Genomic DNA, 17,896 nt, shown 5'->3' with positions numbered 1-17,896 from the left:
TCATTCTCCCCCAGTCTTATTATCTTTTAAAGAAGTCATCCCTTCAGCCAGAACCCCAATCAATAGCTCTATAGTTGCCTGATATCGGTCATCACCGATCTCTTCTTTATGCAAAGTTAAAAGGACTACAGAGCGAATCATGCTCACGATTAATTCCGGATCAACCCCAACCATAATACCTTCGGCTTGCCATGACTTTATGAAAGGAATAAAAAAGTCTTTATCCTCTGTAAAATTTTGTTCCAATAATTCATTAGGTAGCTTTCTTAATAGCTGCTCCATTTCGCTTCTTACGAACATCTGGCGTACGATCGGACTCTCTTCCATCATGCGGAAAGATTTCAGTAAAAATAGTCTGATCTCTTCCTTGCTTACAGGTACGCCTACGCTAAATGAATCGAACATGGTACTACGAATTCGTTGTTCCTCTTCAAGTAATATGTGATAGAACAATTCCTCTTTTGATCCAAAGAACATGTAAAACGAACCTTGCGCAATCCCGGCAGCTTTCGTTAATTCTTCAACACTAGTTTTTTTAATGCCATGTATTTCAAAACAGCGGCGTCCTTCTGTTAACAATTTATGTTTTATCCATTCTTTTTCTTGTTCCGTGAATTTCTTGGGCATATAAGTCAACTCTCTTTTTCGTGGTTTTATGAATGATTTTATTTTATATTCACAAGTTAACCCATACATCCATATTTTGTCAATATTTTTCTTTATGCTATAATCATGCAGTAACACGAAATGGACTAATGGGTGGGAATACACAAATGAAATTGGAACGATTGATTTCTATGATCTACAAGCTGTTGAACCACGAAGTTTTATCTGCCTCCAAGCTGGCTGAAGAGTTTCAGGTATCCCAGAGAACTATCTATAGGGATATCGATGTCATTTGTGCCGCCGGCATCCCGGTCGTATCGTATCAGGGAACTAAAGGTGGATATGGCATCATGGACGGATATAAAATGGATAAAAGCCTGCTCCGTTCGTATGATGTCACTTCTTTGATTACCGTGCTGAACAGCCTCTCTTCCGTGTTTGAAGACGAGCATGCACAAGGAACCATTGAACGGCTGCAAACGATTGGAACGGAACAACAAACTTCTAGTCTAGCGGTAGACTTTGAAACTCGCCGTATGGATCCCGACGCACTTTCTCTTTTACGTACGGCTATTACGGAACGAAATATCGTCCGCTTTGATTACATCAATGCAAAAAACAAACGTACAACCCGTGATATAGAACCAGTAAAGCTTCATTTTAAATATAGCAACTGGTACATCTATGGTTATTGCCGGGAACGCCAGGATTATCGAGAGTTCCGGCTATCCCGAATGATGAACTTAATTCTGACTCAAGATACCTTTCCATCACAACATGAGGTACCCATCGAGGCTGATTATTCAAACAGGGTAGATCAGGTTGAGGAGGTAGTAATCCGGGTGGGACCTGAGGCTTTGGCAGAAGCGTTGGATCACTTTAACCAGATGGACAAGGAATTTCATACCGATGGGAGCATGACAATGCGAATTCCTGTGTATAAACCATTGGAAGCCCGCTGGCTTTTGTCAATTCTGCTGAGTTTGGGCAGCGGCGCCGAAGTCCTAGAGCCTCTTGCACTGCGAGGTATCATAAAAGAGCAGCTACAAAATACCCTAAATCTTTATGAAGAAGTATGACAGTCTGTTGTCATACTTCTTCTTTTATATTAACAACAGCTACAAAAAAATCTATCACCACGCAAAAGGAGATCATACAATGACCAATCATCCAGCAGAAATGTTTAATTACCACATTTGGGCGAACCAAACGATCTTGGGGAGAATCAAGGAACTCTCTCCCTCTGTCCTAAGCCAAGAAGTGAACAGCTCTTTCCCCACCATAGCCCATGCCCTTAGTCATATCTATGCGGTGGATAAGATGTGGTATCTGGTCTTAACAGGTACTGGTATGCCAGAGGCGTTTCAAGCCTGTATACCGCTCCAAAAGAACATTCTAGATTCTGTGGATGAATACGCTAATATTTTTGCACTGCTATCGGAACAATACAAAGAATGGTTACAAAACCAAACCAATTTGGAGCAGACTATTCTACTTGATAATCCATTCGCTGGCATCCGCCAAACACGCCTATCAGAAATTGTGCTGCATGCCGCCAATCACGGGACTTATCATAGAGGTAATATATCTACTATGTTACGTCAGTTAGGACACGCTTCCACCATGAATGACTATTCCTTTTTTTGGTATCAAGTGCCTGCGGAAGCTAATTAATTTATGCAGATTGAAAATCTAATTACAGTAAAATCGAGAGAAGATTTAAGAACTTGGCTTCAGGAGAATTGTAAGAATGAACAATCTTGTTGGGTACTCGTAAGTATGACGCCAAACCCAGAAACATTGCTATATTTGGATATGGTTGAGGAATGTTTGTGCTTTGGATGGATCGATGGAGTGAAAAAGAAAGTTTCTGAAACGAAGCTGGCGCAGCGACTGTCTCCCAGAAGCAAACGAAGCTCTTGGACAGAATTGAATAAAGAACGTGTCCGCCGTCTCGAAAAGCTGGGATTAATGAGTGATGAAGGAAGAAAGGTACTTCCTGATATGGACCCTGATTCGTTTTTAATCGATAGGGTTATAGAACAAAGGCTAAAAGAGGAACAGCAGGTATATGAGAATTTCTTAGCCTTTCCAGCTCTTTATAAAAGAGTTCGGATCGACACAATTCAAAGCAATAAACATCAACCAGAATTATTTAAGAGTAAACTAGATAAATTCATAGCAAACACTAAAGAAAATAAAATGTACGGTCAATGGCATGATCATGGACGACTTCTAGATTATTAAGCTACCAGATCATGAGATTGCTTCGTCACTCTTGCAGATTGATTAAAAAAGATGAGAAACCCAGTCATTTTCATGACCTTGGGTTTCTCTTTTTGTATTTAGATATGGAAAAATAACATAATGAACGACTTCCAGCTTACTTGAGCTCAGCGTTCAGCCTTTCAATCAACTCTAGCAATTGCAGCGGCTCACTGACTGTATACGTCGGACGCTCAGACTCATCTGCCGGTTCATGAGGATAACGGGGCGTCCAGCTCTGAAAAATGCTAGCGATGCCTAGCGCATTTGCCCCTTTCATGTCACGGCTAAGATTGTTACCAATCATAACGGTACGGGAGAAATCCGCTTCAGACAAATCAAGCGCGCCAATAGCTGCCTTGAACATGCGTGGGCTTGGCTTGACTGCTTTTATATTCTCGGAAATGATCATAGCGCTGAAATAATCGTTAAGCCCATGCTGCTTAAATACATTTTTGAAGGATTGCGTATCACCGTCTGCAACCAGAGCAAGCGTATAACCTCTCTCATGCAGGGTCTGAATTGTGGTATCTGCTCCCGGAATCAGATCCGCACTCCGTACGATTCCTTCTACATCCCTAACCTCAGTCGATTCATCAACAATGGTGTCTCCACTGTCAAAAAAGATAATTAACCTTTTCTGGTCCATGTTCTCAATAACCGTCCTCTTTATTTAATGGGTGAGCTGCAATGATAGAGCGCTTAACCTAATGTTACAATGACGACAGCAATAAATTCAATTCATATTTCTTAGAGGCTTAGATGCCTTCATCTTCTGGCGCTCATTTTTTACGCTTAGTGAATATGCCGGAACACACAAAAAGTGCGCCGAAGCCATGGATTGTATGGCTTCGGCGCACTCTCTATTTTCCAAATGGATATCTGATTAAAAGTGGATTAAAGCCCCTCAGCCAGAATCCGTTTCAAGAACATACCCGTATAAGATTCCTGTACTTCAGCGACCTGCTCCGGTGTGCCCTCAGCTACAAGCTTACCTCCAACTGTGCCTCCTTCAGGGCCGATGTCGATCACCCAGTCGGATTCCCGAATCAGCTCTAAGCTGTGCTCCACGACTACGACGGTATTTCCCGTATCCACCAATTTGCTCAGTAACGTATGGAGCTGTTTGATGTCTGACGGATGAAGGCCTGTCGTTGGCTCATCGAGCAAATAGAGTGTGTGATGTTTAGATGGTTTGCTCAGCTCTTTGGCCAGCCGAATCCGTTGTCCCTCGCCGCCTGATAAGGTTTTGACAGATTGTCCCCATTTAAGGTATCCAAGACCCACCTCACATAACGTCTCAATAATACCGGCCATTTTGGCCTCCGACTTAAGAATCGGTAAGCTTTCCTGTACAGACATGTCCAACAGATCAGAAATAGAGAAGCCATCATACTTCACCTGTAAGACCTCATCCGTAAATCTTCTTCCTTTGCAGGCGTGACACTTCACTTCTAAGTCAGGCAGAAAGTTCATGTCTACGGACAATACACCAAGTCCCTGACAGGTTTCGCAGCGTCCACCCGGTGTGTTAAAGGAGAAATGTTTGGAGGTCAGTTTTCTTTTCTTCGCCTCTGGCAAAGCCGCAAATAACTGACGCAGATGTGTAAATACATCGGTATAGGTCGCTACATTAGAACGCTGCATTCTACCCATGGGTGATTGGTCAAAGATCACAATGTTTCCGACTTCATCTAGACCCGTAATCTCCTTACAGCCTGTTTGTTCATGTCCATTAGTACTACCTTGTGCAAGGATATCAAATATAAGTGTAGATTTCCCTGAACCGGAAACCCCTGTTACCGATACAAGACAGCCCAGAGGGATGGAGACTTCCGGAATATCAATGTTCCGGTACTGTGCCTGCCGGATGGTGATCTGCCTTCCGTTCCCTTTCCGGCGAACACGTGTGGGAACTTCAAGACGCTCTTCTCTGAGATAGGCTCCAGTAACTGAAAGCTCACTTGCCATCAAGTCTTCCAAGCTACCTTCACCCACAACGGTTCCACCGTGCAATCCAGCACCCGGACCCATATCAATAATATGATCCGCAGCACGCATCATCTCAATATCATGTTCAATAACGAGCACGGTATTACCCAGATCCCGCAGCTCCTGAAGCACACGAATGAGGCCCACCGTATCCCGAGGATGAAGACCCGTCGTCGGTTCATCCAGAATGTATAACACACCAGTCAGACCTGAACCCAGAAGTGATGCTAGACGCAGGCGCTGTGCTTCCCCACCAGATAGAGAGACTGTCTGCCGGTTCATGGAAAGATAACCTAGGCCAACATCGATAATCCGCTTTAGTCTAGTAGGCATATCATGAAGGATCGGTTCTAGCAGATGAAGTCCTTCGGCAGGCAAGGCCGCCTCCAGCCCTTTCGTCCACTCATATACATCGCTTAATGACCAATCTGATACTTCCGTTATCGAAGCACCAGCTACTTGCACTAGACGAACTTCTTTTTTCAGACGAGCGCCAAGACATTCCCGGCATTGCTGTTCATGAAAAAAACCTCCGTCTTTCTCCTGCCCACCGGACTCCCCTTCTTTCTCCTTATAACGCCGCCACAAACCCGGTATAACGCCTTCAAACTTAGTCCCTTGGATCGGCTTAATATTAGGGAAATGACGTTTAAACGCTTCACTGTCCACGCCGTAGTACAGCAGATCACGCTGAACTTCACCATAATCCTTCAACGGTTGATCCGGGTCAAACTCAAATCCAAAATGTTTTCCCGCCGCTACTAATATCCGCATCTGTATATCCCGATGAACGCCATTCAGTGAGGCTACTCCCCCCTCTTTCATGCTAAGCTCAGGATTAAATACCGCTGCTTCATTTATAGTCGCCACAGACCCAAGTCCACCACAAGCTTCACAAGCCCCTTCCGGCTTATTGAAGGAAAAGTGTGACATGCCAAGTTTCTCAAGCTCAGCTCCGCAATGCGGACAGCCCATCGACGGATCACCCATTTCCTCGTCTTCCTCTATTAATAGACCCCTCGCTTCAAAGGAAGGTGGTATGCTACCACTGCAGGAAGGGCAAATCCGCTCCCCTAATCTAGAAAAAATAAACCGGACAAAGGTATAAATGTCAGTTACCGTCCCCACTGTCGAGCGTGGATTACGATTCGTAACATGCTGTCCAACACTAATGGATGGAGATAGTCCAACAATGGACTCGACCTTTGGTTTGCTGATCGTATCTGAAGTCATGCCCATGGAATCCAAATACTGTCTTTGGCATTCCCGCTGAAGTGTATCCATCGCTAACGTCGATTTCCCTGATCCCGAAGGTCCCGTCAGGACAACTAGCTTATACTTTGGAATCGTGAGCGAGACATTCTTTAGATTGTTCTCTCGTGCACCTTTAATAACAATAGCTTCTTTCACAACGATTCCCCTCTCAAATAAAGCAACCACAATACTGCCGTTTTACTTTTCTTTTTGCAAAAGCATACTGATTTCGATAGAATGTACTTGTAAAATAACATACTTTCTAATAACTTCATAATCGAATATCTCGATTGACGAGATATACAGATTTTAAAAGGGGCGTTATCCTTTGTCAAGCCAAGAACAAGCTCAACCTACACCAGAGCAAGAACAATTCACCTTACTCATGCGTGGTCTGGGAACCCGAACGGTGGTATATCAGCAGAACGTAGCCGCCTCTCTAGGGTTATACAATAATGATTTCTTATCCGTGGATATTTTACGTGAAAAAGGACCCATCACTGCTGGAGAACTGTCCAAATTAACTGGACTTGCCACAGGCAGCGTTACAGCATTAATAGATCGACTCGAGAAAAACGGATATGTTCGCAGACAAAATGACCCTAATGATCGGCGTAAAGTGATTATTGTCCCGTTGTATGAAAATAAAGAGGATGTTATTGACACCTACCAGCCGCTTCATACCGCTATGGTTAAACTGGCTGCTTCCTATACGGATGAAGAACTTGCACTCATTTCGCAATTTTTAGGTAAAGCAAGCAACGTTTTAGAAGAGCAGATTGATCGTCTCGGTTCCTCAACGCGCAGTAAGTCATCTTCTTGAAGCTCATATTTATAAACATAAAAGGACGAAATCCAATAAGTCGAATGACTATTGGATTTCGTCCTTTTTCAAATTATAAGATACTATATGTTCGCTTTATTGCCGAATACCCATCGTTACAATTTCGCATGGACCGATCTGTAAGGACACACTACCCTTATCCTCACTAGAGATTGGCTGGCTCTCCTCTTCCAGGATTGTTGTCTTATAGAAATACTGCTGCGGGATCGTTGAACGGAAGGTCAGGTCGGTACGCTGCTGACTCATGTTATACCAGCGAAGCAGCAAATCTCCAGTCTGCTCGTTCATTTTTAGAGAGGAAAATGCGAGCTCCTGATTCTCCCATTCGAATGGAGTATACACGGGAGCAATCGCTCCTTCATGTACATCAGTCTGACATACGATCCAAGGAATCTGGAATTGGTAAGCTTCAGCAAAAGCACCTGAGGATATACCTTCACCCGTGTGTGGGATGAGCTCCATTCGAACAACGTGTTCTCCCAGACACTGCGCTTCTGGAGTTGGGAACAGACCCCAGTCTCCCAATTCACCCACGCTACGGAGCAGTGTAATCGCAATAGTGTTTCGACCATCTCGCAACACTTCATATTCATTTAAACCAAAGTTAGCGACGGTTAGACCTGCTTTTCCATTGCTGACATCAACAAAGGCCTGCTGATGCTGCGTGTTACTCGGATTCATCCATTCTGTAGCTGGCTCAATATTCCGCTCCGCAACCTCGAACATCGAATCCACACGATGTGTGGCGACATTCAAATCTGTCGGGAACAACGCACGAATCCGGTGATCTTTGGCTTTATTGTCTATCGTCGTTTCGATATGCAGCCCCTTCCCACCCCGCTCTAAGCTAATTACGGTACGAAGTTTAAGAATCACTGTGTCACTACTGCGCTGTGCTTTGCGCTCCGGGTAGTACACAAGAGCACGCTGCTCCTCGTCCAGCTTATCATCTGCTGAGGCTGGAATCTCCCAATCATGCTTAATTTCCACAGATGCTCGATAAGGCGTATTTTCCAGAACAGAAATGTTTGCCTGTAGTCCCTCGGTCGTTAAAGCTTGTTCGGCTTCTGGCTGTTTGTACATATATTCATTCCCGATGTCACCTGTGTTCTCATACACGCCAAGATCCCGGTAGGTCATGCCACTGGTTTTGTCACTAAGCGTAAATGAACCATTATCATGGATCACTACCTTGATGGCCTCATTTTCCAGCACCCGATCGCCTTGAAGCAAAGATTCCGGTGATGTAGGCAACCCTGCGTTTGCACGGCGAACCCACGCATAAGCACGAAGACCGAGCGCCGGAACTTGTGCAGCTTCAAAGGTAAGTCTTACGCGTCGACACATATAGGGCTGGCGGAACTTATCATCAGGTAAATCATAACCAAATTGAAGACCTAAATCCTTCATCTGGCATGTAATGGAATTCCCTTGATCATCAACTAGTACACGACCGTTCAAGTCAATCCCCTTCATACGGCTAGCCGTTTCTTCCAGAGAGAAGCCTTCTCGCAAATATAGACGTGCCGCATCAATTTCTACGCTCACTGTACCCGTGCGACTCCAACCTGTCGTATTCATGACTACTAACGGAAGCACTTCTTCACCATAAGCTGTAAATCCGGACGTATCCACAGCTTCAGCAATCACGCGCTTACTATCATCAACAATGGTCTCTGCTACATGACGGCTTTTATCAAAACGGGTTACCATTTCGCGGTGAACCTCATCCACGCTGCAGCCACAAATGCTGTCGTGAGGATGATTCTGCATTAGCGTCTTCCAGGCATAGGTGAACAGATGATGAGGGTAATCATTGCCTAATAAATGTGCGAATGAAGCGAGTGGCTCGGCCACCTTTTCCAGCAAGACTTGCCCTTCCTGATTCATCTGTTTCAAATAGACACGAGCAGACGCGGTATTCACTAACGTCCCCCATCCGTCGGTATGCTGGCTCCGCAGTTCACCCTTTACGGTAGACAAGCTGTTGCGATCCATAACGTCCTCTACAGCCTTAAGATAATCAGGGAAGTTCGAATGAATAAACTCCATATCTGGATAGAGCCGCTTCGCAGTTTCGATAGCCTCAGGCAAATCCAGCTGAGCCGGCTGATGATCACAACCGTTCATGAAGAGTAGCTCACCTGTAGAGGCGAATTTCCGAGCATCTTCTAACTTCTTTTCCCAGAATTCTTTTGCCTCTGCTTCATTCACTGGCACTTCGTTTCCGTTCGAATACCAGTTCGCAAATAGAATTCCAAGCACTTTCGATCCATCCGGACCTTCCCATATCAGCTCCGAGAACGAAGATTCATATCCACCGTCCGATACTGTATTATTGAATCCAGTCGGCTTTACCCCTCTACCGAAAAAGGCATTATCAATGCCAGATTGCTTCATTAATTGTGGAGTCTGACCCACTAGACCAAAGGTGTCCGGAAAATAACCGATCTTAGAAGGTTCACCGTACCGCTTCGAATCCTGATGACCAATCTGCATATTACGTACATTTGCCTCTCCGCTGGTAAGGAAAGCATCTTGCAGAATATACCAAGGTCCAATCAGTAGACGACCTTCCGTAATATGTTTTTGTAGACGATCTTGATTCTCGGGGCGAACTTGAAGATAATCTTCCAGAATGATTGTCTGTCCGTCAAGATAAAAACTCTTAAATTCACCATCCTCATCCAATCGATCCAGCAATTCATCGACCAGTTTAATAAGGCGTACATGATGCTTTTCATATGGAAGATACCATTCCCGGTCCCAGTGAGTATGAGAAATAATATGGGCAGTCTGAGGTTTAATAGATTTATCTGAACGATCCAATGTGAAGACCTCCTTATATGCAATACGTACTCTCTACTAAGATGCTTAATGTAGTAGATGTGGATAAGTTATATGAATTTCAACTTCCTGCTGGCGATACACACCAAGAAGATCACCTTTATAGTCCGTAGCAAACAGGACTGAACGTTCCTGTTCCAACAAGAAAGCGTAGGTTCGGCCAGTGGCTGAATCCTTCACTTCGATTTTCGCATCCTGAGCATATTCCGATACGAAGGTGAAGAGAGCTCCTGTAGCAAAGCTCAATTTTCGTCCGTAGATACCTACTAAGTCCCCTCCGCTAATCCACTCCAAGTCACACTCCACATGAGCAGCATTCAACGCGTAGCGATACAGTGCAGACGTAGTATCACTTCGGTCGCTCAATTCAACGGGCAGTGGACTCCATAGGAGACGACCCTTGCCAAGCGGGATGTTTATGACTGAGTCTATAGTAGAGCTTCCGCTTCCGCCGGATTCGTGAATCATCGTTTCCTTCGATACCTCAGCAATCCGTCTGTGACCGAAGGAGACGGGGAGTTCTTGGCCTTGAAGGCTAAGAACTTCTTCACGGCGCACATTCCGCAATTCACGCTTGCCAAGAATATCATTAAAGCGCTCTGAAGAACGCCAGTAAGCATCAATGTCGAGCGGGCCTGTAGCAAGCAATACCGCACCTGTCTCTTCAACGATGTGTAACAACCTTTCCATCGCTGCATCATCGAAGTTATGCGCGCTTGGCAGTATAATAAGCTTCACAGGATGGTTCTCCAAATCATCTAGGTGGTATTCAGAAGCCCCTCTAAAAGGCATCTTTAGATCATAAGAAAGAATACGGGTAAGCTCTGTTGTAGCCGCGAAAGCCAGCTTCCGGTTAGAGAAATCATTCGAATACGGAAACACCACAGCAATCTCTTCCAGTTTCCGATCTCCAAATACGTCACGAATGTCTTCTATAAATTTCCCGAAGTCATAAGAGACATCCGCCTCTGGCTTTTCGGTTCCATCTGCTCTCAATGCTCCGATATGGGACTCATTCGCATTATCCATATAGAAGTTCGTATTCCAAATCCAGTGTATGGCCCCCGCACCAGCAGTTCCAAACGCATAGGCATATTTGCGCTCGAGTAGATTTCGCAGCTCCAGCTCCGAACGTTTGGCTCGTCCATCAGGAGTTTCTACATACATGACGCCAGTCTCTTGAATTAGGTTTGGCTTATTAGGTGTCTTGGCAAAGATGCCGTCCCACACCAGATAATCATTAAACCACCAGGAATGTACAGTGGTGTAATCCACCGCCTCCTCGTAGAAGAACGGCGAAGGTCGCTGTGCCCCTAGCCCTTCATCCTGACCGACCGTAACCATCTGATCTGGACATTGCTCCTTAATGGCGTCAGATAACTGCTTCACCCACCGGTTATGCATATCCATGGAGAACAAGCAATAATCAAGCCAACGCGTCCCTCTTTTAGCACTGTGCATATCCTGTACATCGAAGTTCATCTCTTTCGCTTCTGGCAGCCCTGCCGATTCAAAGTCAGGAAGCTGTGCGGGTGTCATATTCCAACGTTCCTGTAGTACTTCGATTTCCCCATGTCTATGTCGAAGCCATTCTATGAAAGCTTGTTGCTCGAAGCGATCATGACATGAACTCGGACCATCCGAGAAAATCCGTGCCGGATCAAACATCGACGGTTCATTAATAAGATCCCAATCTACATTCGAAGACGCTTTATGACGAGATACAATAGAACGAATGAACCGCTTCTGAGCCTCAACACTTTGTGGGTCCAAATAAGGATTTACCCCACCCCACGTTTCCGGTGTGAAGGAGAAGAACGTGAAAGTCACCTGAAGATCATGCTTCTTCGCCGTCATGATAAAGGCATCAATCGCTCGCAGTACCTCTTCTGAAACATGACCATCGTCTTGCATCACATTACGATAAGCGGTCCAGATTCCTGTTCGGATCCAGTTAATCCCTGCCTTCCGCATTTGACCCATATCGCGATCCCATACCCCAACGTTCGGCAGAAATAGAAATTTACGTGCCACATCACTCGTCATATAAGTCATCCCCACAACAGGTAACGGACGCCCATCTTTTATGAAATAATCTCTTCCACTCGTTACCGGCTCACCTGCTGCCAGAAGTTCAGGGGCATGCCCCCAGAATCCTTGACGTAGAATGCGGACTTCACCATCACTGGCTTCCGCTTGGCAGACCACTTGGAACAGGCCACTCCTAATTTCCAGAGGAATAGGCACACGAACGATGTTAAGTTCAGCATTAGCCTTCATCTCTAAACTATGTGACCAACGCAAGGAGGATTCGGATTCATGCTCAACATGAATTGTTAGCTTCCATTTGGCTTCATTTCGCAAAGAAGGTCTTACCCGCTCAAGCTGCTGAATCTGAAGTGTCAGAGAAGCTCGTTCTCCTGACTCATATGACGCGTAATTCGGCTTAACCCAGATTTCCGTTACACCCTTACTACAGAAACGAACCCACTCAGATATCGCAGGCAGCCCTTGTTCCTTCCATAAAGAAGCCGTTGCAGCCGTATTTACGAACAGCCAGCGTGAGCCTGCAAATAAACCAATCGTATTCTCCCAAAGAACTACTGGAGCAGCAGTTTCCCGACCCTCATGCGTAATTCCCTTCAAAAGTGGGTAAATCCGTGTGCTCATCGGACCTGCCGATCCCATTTGATGGGGTAGATCACTCGTCTTCGTCGTATGTGGCACAAGGTTCCATGTCTCTGCACTTACTTGAAAAAGAGCTTCTTGCCCCTTAAGCAGTGGAATGACATCCGATGCAAGCAAGGACTGGTTGCGAGAACAATCAACACGCAGTGCCTCATGAATATACAGCTCCTGATGATAAGAAGTCTGCTCAGCTTCCACATGCCATTGTTCATTTTTCCAGCGAACGGGTTGTTTGAAGGGAGCACCTCCGATACTGATCAACCCGCCACCTCTTTGTAAATAGGCTAGAATGTCTATCCATGCAGCTTTTGGGAAATAGGGTGCATGCAGATTAATGAAACATCCACCTTCGGTTTCCTTAAGCGCAGCTGCAAGCTGATTCGCATTCGCGATCGTACCGAACTCACGCATGGACTTGATCGCATCGCTAGGAATCGAATTAGAAATTGGAAAATCAGAATCATAGAATATGATTACAGGTCTGCTCATAGTAGTCCTTCCTTCATCGATTTATAGACTAGTTGAGAGAACAGACTATTAGACCAGGCAAACCATTTTCTAGTGAATATATTCGGGTCATCGACATGAAATCCTTCATGCATAAAGCCAGTATCCGCATCCGTTGCCTCTAGCATCGCAAGCATCTCCAGCTTCTCTTCCTTCGTGGAAGCCGTCAAACCTTGCATGGATAATGCCATATGCCAGATATAGTCTTTCGGGGTATGCGGGCTGCCGATCCCTTTCGCTGCTGTTCCTTCAAAATAAAAAGGATTCTCCTTGCTCAGAGCAAATCGTCTCGTATTCTGGTAAATTTCATCATCTGCCGTGACATATCCAAGGTAAGGTATCGACATGAGTCCTGGTGTTCCCGCATCATCCATCAAACAGTAGTTGCCATAACCATCGGTCTCGTAGGCGTAGATTGGACCGAATTTCGGATGACGATAAATACCATATAGCTTGATTCCATGATCAATGTCCGCTTCTAATGCTTTAAGCTCTTTTAGAAATTCAAGATCACGGAATACCCATTCTGCAAATTCCTGCATATGACGTAATGCAACAACAGCGAACATATTGCCTGGGATATTGTAATGGAAGTCGCAAGCATCATCGCTTGATCGGAACCCGGACCAGACCATCCCTGTGTAATTCACAGGCATACCAAGACCGTTGTTGCGCAGGGTATCTTCAGGAATTCCATTATTACGCGTAAAGCGGTAAGGGGATAGTTCAGAATGACGTTGCTCCGTTCTAAACAAGTTGTATATTTTGAGCATTGCTGCCTTAAATCCGGCGTCGAATATATCAGCCTTCCCCGTTTCTTTCCAATAGGTATAAGCCAGACGCATGGAAAAACATAGGGAATCGATCTCAAATTTACGCTCCCACACCCATGGGGACATTTCCGTAATATCGCTAGTACTCCAATGCCAGTCATTCGCTGTTTCGTTAAACGCATTAGCGTAAGGGTCAATATGTATATACTGAATATGACGCTTAATGAGACCGCTAATGATACGTTGAAGATCCGGATCGTTCTTAGCAAAAGGTACGTAGTGCATAACCTGCTCCACAGAGTCTCTCAACCAAGAAGCAGGGATATCTCCAGTAATGATGAATGTTGTTCCATCATCCATAAGCTTAGTAGTTGTCTCTAGTGTATTAGGAAAGCAGTTCTTGAAAAGCTGCAATAGTTTAGGCCGATGAGCTAACTTTTCCTCTGCTTCATTCAATACTTCTTGAATAGCTTGTGGAAGCGGCAGCTTCGGCATGGAGATGGTTGGCAATCTGAATTGTTCCATATTCTCACTCCTTCATGAAGATAGAGAGACGGGCAGCATAGCTGCCCGTCTCCACTAATCCTATTTGTGTTACCTTTAGATTAATCGTAGGCGTTTTGTTACGTTCATAGCCTTATTTCTTTGTCTGGTTCCACTCATCAAGCTGCTTTTGAACTTCTGCAATGACTTTATCCAGTCCAGCTTCTTTAAATTTCTTAGTTGCTTTTGGCAGATATGTTTTAGGATCAACAGAACCTGTGTATAGCGCTGGCATAAATTCTTTAGTTACGTTGTTGATGGCCGCTACTTCTGTTTTTACAGGTGTAGGATCAAATGCAAAACCGAAGGTTGGGGCTTCTTTTGACGAATCATTAAACTTCTTGAAAGCATCCCATTTATCAGCAGGGTCATCAGCATGCAGATAAGTCAGTAACATATTTCCAAGTGTGAAGCCTGGCATTGCATAGCTATCTTGCATAGCTGGCAGATCTTCAATGACATTCTCGGAGATTTTCTTATAATGAGTGCCTTCGATACCATAGTTGAGCAAATTGCGTAAGTACTTATCTGTATTCAAAAGATTCAAGAACATCATAGCCCGTTCAGGATCACCTGAGGTTACGGAAATAGCGTGCATCGAACCAGCGGCGGACTGTGTATACACATAAGGCTCATGCATAGGCGAAGTTACAATTTCATAACCTGCGGAACGAGACCAACCTTTTTCTGCATAAGGCTGTGTAATTTCGCGATCGGCAAACCATTTACCTGTCTTAATGTTATCAATACCTTCAAGTGTTGCAACGTCTGGGCGTAAGTAACCTGCTGTGTAAAGTCTACGCATCGTATCTAACGATGTTGCAAGTTCAGGTGTCTCCAGAATATTAACAACCTTGCCATCTGTGGAATCCATATAGACCCCGATAGGTAGCTCATCACCTAGTACATAGTCAAATGGCATGAATGGTTTAAAGCCTTTAGGAACAGCTAGCGGTGTAATATCCGCAGGCTCATTCTCTTTAATCGTTTTAAGAAGTGGCTCTAGATCATCCAATGTACGAATATTGGAAATGTCCATGTTGTATTTATCAACATATTTCTTATTGAAGCGCCATACCCATTGCTGTCCAAGCTCCTTATTTACAGGAACACCATAGATCTCACCTTTAATCTTAGTGCCTTCTAAGAAACGTGGGTCCAAAACTTCTTTCGTTTCCTTTCCATACTTATCTAGCAGATCGTTCAGGCCCAAGAAGGTACCGTTAGCTGCGTTACGGCGGAAATCATTTGTCCAAGAAGAGGTAAAGGCAATATCATAAGGCTCACCAGAAGCGGTGATGACCTGCATCTTCTTATCGTAATCACCCCAATCGAACATCGTAATGTTCAACGTTGCATTAATTTTTTCTTTGGTATATTTATTAACTTCTTTTAATACAAGATCCAAATCCTTTTGAGGTCCACCAATTAAATACATCTTCAGCTCATATGGCTTTAATTCCGATGTATTCCCTGTTGAATTCCCTGCTGCCGCTGAGTTATCTGTTTCTTTCGCCGCATTTGTATTATTATTCGAACCACATCCAGCAAGAAGGCCAGACAAAAGCATTGTTCCTACAAGAGCGAGCGTTAAACTTTTTTTCGCTTTCATTTCTATTTCCCCCTTTAGTTTAATTAACTCTTTATTTATATCGACTCCTATTCTAGCGATTCGAATAAATACATCTTAGTAACGTTACTCTTTTAAAGAGCCAACGGTTAAGCCTTTTACAAAATACTTTTGGAAGAACGGATACGCTAGTGCTATAGGCAAGGTCGCCAGTACTACCATCGCCATACGAACGGTTTCAGTCGGCAAGGTCGCAGCAATCTCAAAGCTTGATCCCATCTGCATACTGTTCTGAATGACAAACTCCATATTATTCTGAATTCGCATCAGCATCGCTTGGAGTGGCACAAGACTCGCATCATCAATATACAGCAGCGCATTAAACCAATCATTCCAATAGCCCAGCGTACAGAACAATCCAATCGTTGCAATCCCCGGCAAAGAAATCGGGAGTACAATTTGCAGGAATGTCCGAAACTCCCCTGAACCGTCAATTTTCGCTGCCTCAATTAGTGCATCAGGTACGGTTGTCTGGAAGAAGGTCCGCATCACTAGAATAAAAAATGCATTCATTGCGATTGGCAAGATCAAAGCCCATATCGTGTTGTACAAATGTAAAAACTGCGTAGCCACAATATAGTTCGGAACCATTCCGCCTGAGAATAACATCGTGAAGAAGGCGAAAAAACTGAAAAAATTACGATAGCGAAATGATCTTCGAGAAAGAACATAGGCGTAAGTTGTAATTAGAAATAAACTAATGAGCGTACCTAGTACAGTAACCAGCAAGGTAACTCCAAAGGAACGAAGTAACTGATCCCCTGTGTTAAAAACAAACTGATACGCCGCCAAACTAAATTTTTCTGGGATCAAGCTGAATCCATTTAAAGCGAGTACTTTCTCATCCGTAAAAGAAATAGCTATGACAAACAAGAACGGAAACACACAAGTAAAAGCGAAAATTCCAATCACAATATTGAGTACCACATTCCAAAAAGGAGTAATGGCGTTGTTGTCGATTTCTTTTGGCTTACGTTTGACTAATTCCATAACGTCAATGACTCCTTTCTAGAATATCGCATTTTCTTTGCTGATCTTTTTCACAATAGAATTTGTTACAATCACCATGATAAAGCCAACGATCGATTGATATAAGCCTGCTGCTGTACTCATTCCTAGATTACCTGTCGTACTCATGCTTCGATAAATATAAGTATCGATAACATTCGTTACGGAGTATAGAACACCGGAATCCCGAGGAATTTGATAGAACAATCCGAAGTCCGATCTAAAGATACCACCAATCGCTAGAATAGTAAGCGTCACCATTAAAGGTTTAAGCAAAGGAAGTGTAATAAACTTAATTTGCTGCCATTTGCTAGCCCCATCAATCATAGCCGCTTCATAGTAGGACTTGTCGATACCTGCTATGGCTGCTAAGTAAACAACACTCGAATACCCGATGGATTTCCAAATCCCCATGAAAATTAGGATATATGGCCAAAAGCGAGTATCCCCATACCAGGAAACAGGGTCGCCTCCGAAGTACACAATCACTTGGTTCAAAATCCCTTTATCTACACTTAGGAAGCTGAACGTAAAGAAACTAATAATAACCCAAGAAAGAAAATAAGGCATAAACATCGCCGTTTGATAAACTTTGGCCATCCGTTTGTTCACAAGTTCGTTCAAGGTGATCGCAATGCCCACTGCAAGAACTAAACCGAGGGAGATCAACGCCACGTTATACAGTATCGTATTTCTTGTAATAATGTAGGCGTCCTCCGTCGAGAATAAAAAGTTGAAATTTTCAAGGCCAACCCACTTACTATTTAAAACGCTTGCAAAGAATCCATCCCGATGAATCTTAAAATCCTTAAATGCGATAATAGTTCCGAACATCGGTAAGTAACAAAAGATTAGGAACCATATTGTCCCTGGCAATACCATAAACCACAGTACTTTATCCTTATTTAAGCTTTTGAAAAATGCAGACACTATTCTACA

13 protein-coding genes are annotated in these 17,896 nt (G+C 44.1%); 4 read left to right on the top strand and 9 right to left on the bottom strand.

The genetic code is table 11. The features are described 5' to 3' along the window. Complete coding sequence (locus QNH28_RS10875; RefSeq protein ID WP_283911366.1) at positions 1-627, bottom strand: TetR/AcrR family transcriptional regulator; 627 nt, start codon at positions 625-627, stop codon at positions 1-3. Positions 628-773: 146 nt separating this feature from the next. Here QNH28_RS10875 and QNH28_RS10870 point away from each other — a divergent pair, with 146 nt between their 5' ends. The 3 genes from QNH28_RS10870 to QNH28_RS10860 all read left to right on the top strand — a co-directional run bounded on the left by QNH28_RS10870 (position 774) and on the right by QNH28_RS10860 (position 2,853). Then, on the top strand, positions 774-1,685 hold the full coding sequence (locus tag QNH28_RS10870) for a helix-turn-helix transcriptional regulator (protein ID WP_283911365.1): 912 nt from the start codon (positions 774-776) through the stop codon (positions 1,683-1,685). Between the two features lie 79 nt (positions 1,686-1,764). Next, complete coding sequence (locus QNH28_RS10865; RefSeq protein ID WP_283912116.1) at positions 1,765-2,280, top strand: DinB family protein; 516 nt, start codon at positions 1,765-1,767, stop codon at positions 2,278-2,280. Positions 2,281-2,283: 3 nt separating this feature from the next. Further along, positions 2,284-2,853, top strand: coding sequence for a YdeI/OmpD-associated family protein (locus QNH28_RS10860; protein ID WP_283911364.1), 570 nt, complete (start codon positions 2,284-2,286; stop codon positions 2,851-2,853). A gap of 136 nt (positions 2,854-2,989) precedes the next feature. Here the strand turns inward: QNH28_RS10860 and QNH28_RS10855 are convergent, their stop codons facing one another. After that, the gene (locus QNH28_RS10855) at positions 2,990-3,520 is read right to left on the bottom strand and encodes an HAD family hydrolase (protein ID WP_283911363.1); all 531 of its coding nucleotides are present in this window, start codon (positions 3,518-3,520) and stop codon (positions 2,990-2,992) included. Positions 3,521-3,768: 248 nt separating this feature from the next. Continuing rightward, a complete protein-coding gene (gene uvrA / locus QNH28_RS10850) occupies positions 3,769-6,273 on the bottom strand; it encodes an excinuclease ABC subunit UvrA (protein WP_283911362.1) in 2,505 nt (834 codons plus the stop codon). 229 nt (positions 6,274-6,502) lie between these two features. Between uvrA and QNH28_RS10845 the strand changes: the two genes are divergently transcribed. Continuing rightward, positions 6,503-6,940, top strand: a complete 438-nt coding sequence (locus QNH28_RS10845; RefSeq protein WP_283912115.1) for a MarR family transcriptional regulator — start codon at positions 6,503-6,505, stop codon at positions 6,938-6,940. Positions 6,941-7,036: 96 nt separating this feature from the next. Here QNH28_RS10845 and QNH28_RS10840 read toward each other — a convergent pair whose 3' ends face one another. From QNH28_RS10840 to QNH28_RS10815, 6 genes are all read right to left on the bottom strand, one after another. Then, on the bottom strand, positions 7,037-9,790 hold the full coding sequence (locus tag QNH28_RS10840; protein ID WP_283911361.1) for an alpha-mannosidase: 2,754 nt from the start codon (positions 9,788-9,790) through the stop codon (positions 7,037-7,039). A 45-nt stretch (positions 9,791-9,835) separates the two neighbouring features. After that, positions 9,836-12,985: a beta-galactosidase gene (locus QNH28_RS10835; RefSeq protein ID WP_283911360.1), complete on the bottom strand. Its 3,150-nt coding sequence runs from the start codon at positions 12,983-12,985 to the stop codon at positions 9,836-9,838. Further along, positions 12,982-14,301: a glycoside hydrolase family 125 protein gene (locus tag QNH28_RS10830; protein WP_283911359.1), complete on the bottom strand. Its 1,320-nt coding sequence runs from the start codon at positions 14,299-14,301 to the stop codon at positions 12,982-12,984. The genes QNH28_RS10835 and QNH28_RS10830 overlap by 4 nt, the downstream gene beginning before the upstream one ends. A 112-nt stretch (positions 14,302-14,413) precedes the next feature. Then, positions 14,414-15,931 carry an ABC transporter substrate-binding protein gene (locus tag QNH28_RS10825; RefSeq protein ID WP_283911358.1) on the bottom strand — a complete coding sequence of 506 codons (1,518 nt, stop codon included), beginning with the start codon at positions 15,929-15,931 and terminating at the stop codon, positions 14,414-14,416. Between the two features lie 84 nt (positions 15,932-16,015). After that, positions 16,016-16,939: a carbohydrate ABC transporter permease gene (locus QNH28_RS10820; RefSeq protein WP_283911357.1), complete on the bottom strand. Its 924-nt coding sequence runs from the start codon at positions 16,937-16,939 to the stop codon at positions 16,016-16,018. Positions 16,940-16,957: 18 nt separating this feature from the next. Beyond that, positions 16,958-17,839: an ABC transporter permease gene (locus QNH28_RS10815; RefSeq protein ID WP_042193664.1), complete on the bottom strand. Its 882-nt coding sequence runs from the start codon at positions 17,837-17,839 to the stop codon at positions 16,958-16,960. Between the last annotated feature and the right edge of the window lie 57 nt (positions 17,840-17,896).

Source organism: Paenibacillus sp. G2S3 (assembly GCF_030123105.1).
Lineage (GTDB): Bacteria > Bacillota > Bacilli > Paenibacillales > Paenibacillaceae > Paenibacillus_AQ.
This window is presented reverse-complemented; position numbering and strand designations above follow the sequence as displayed.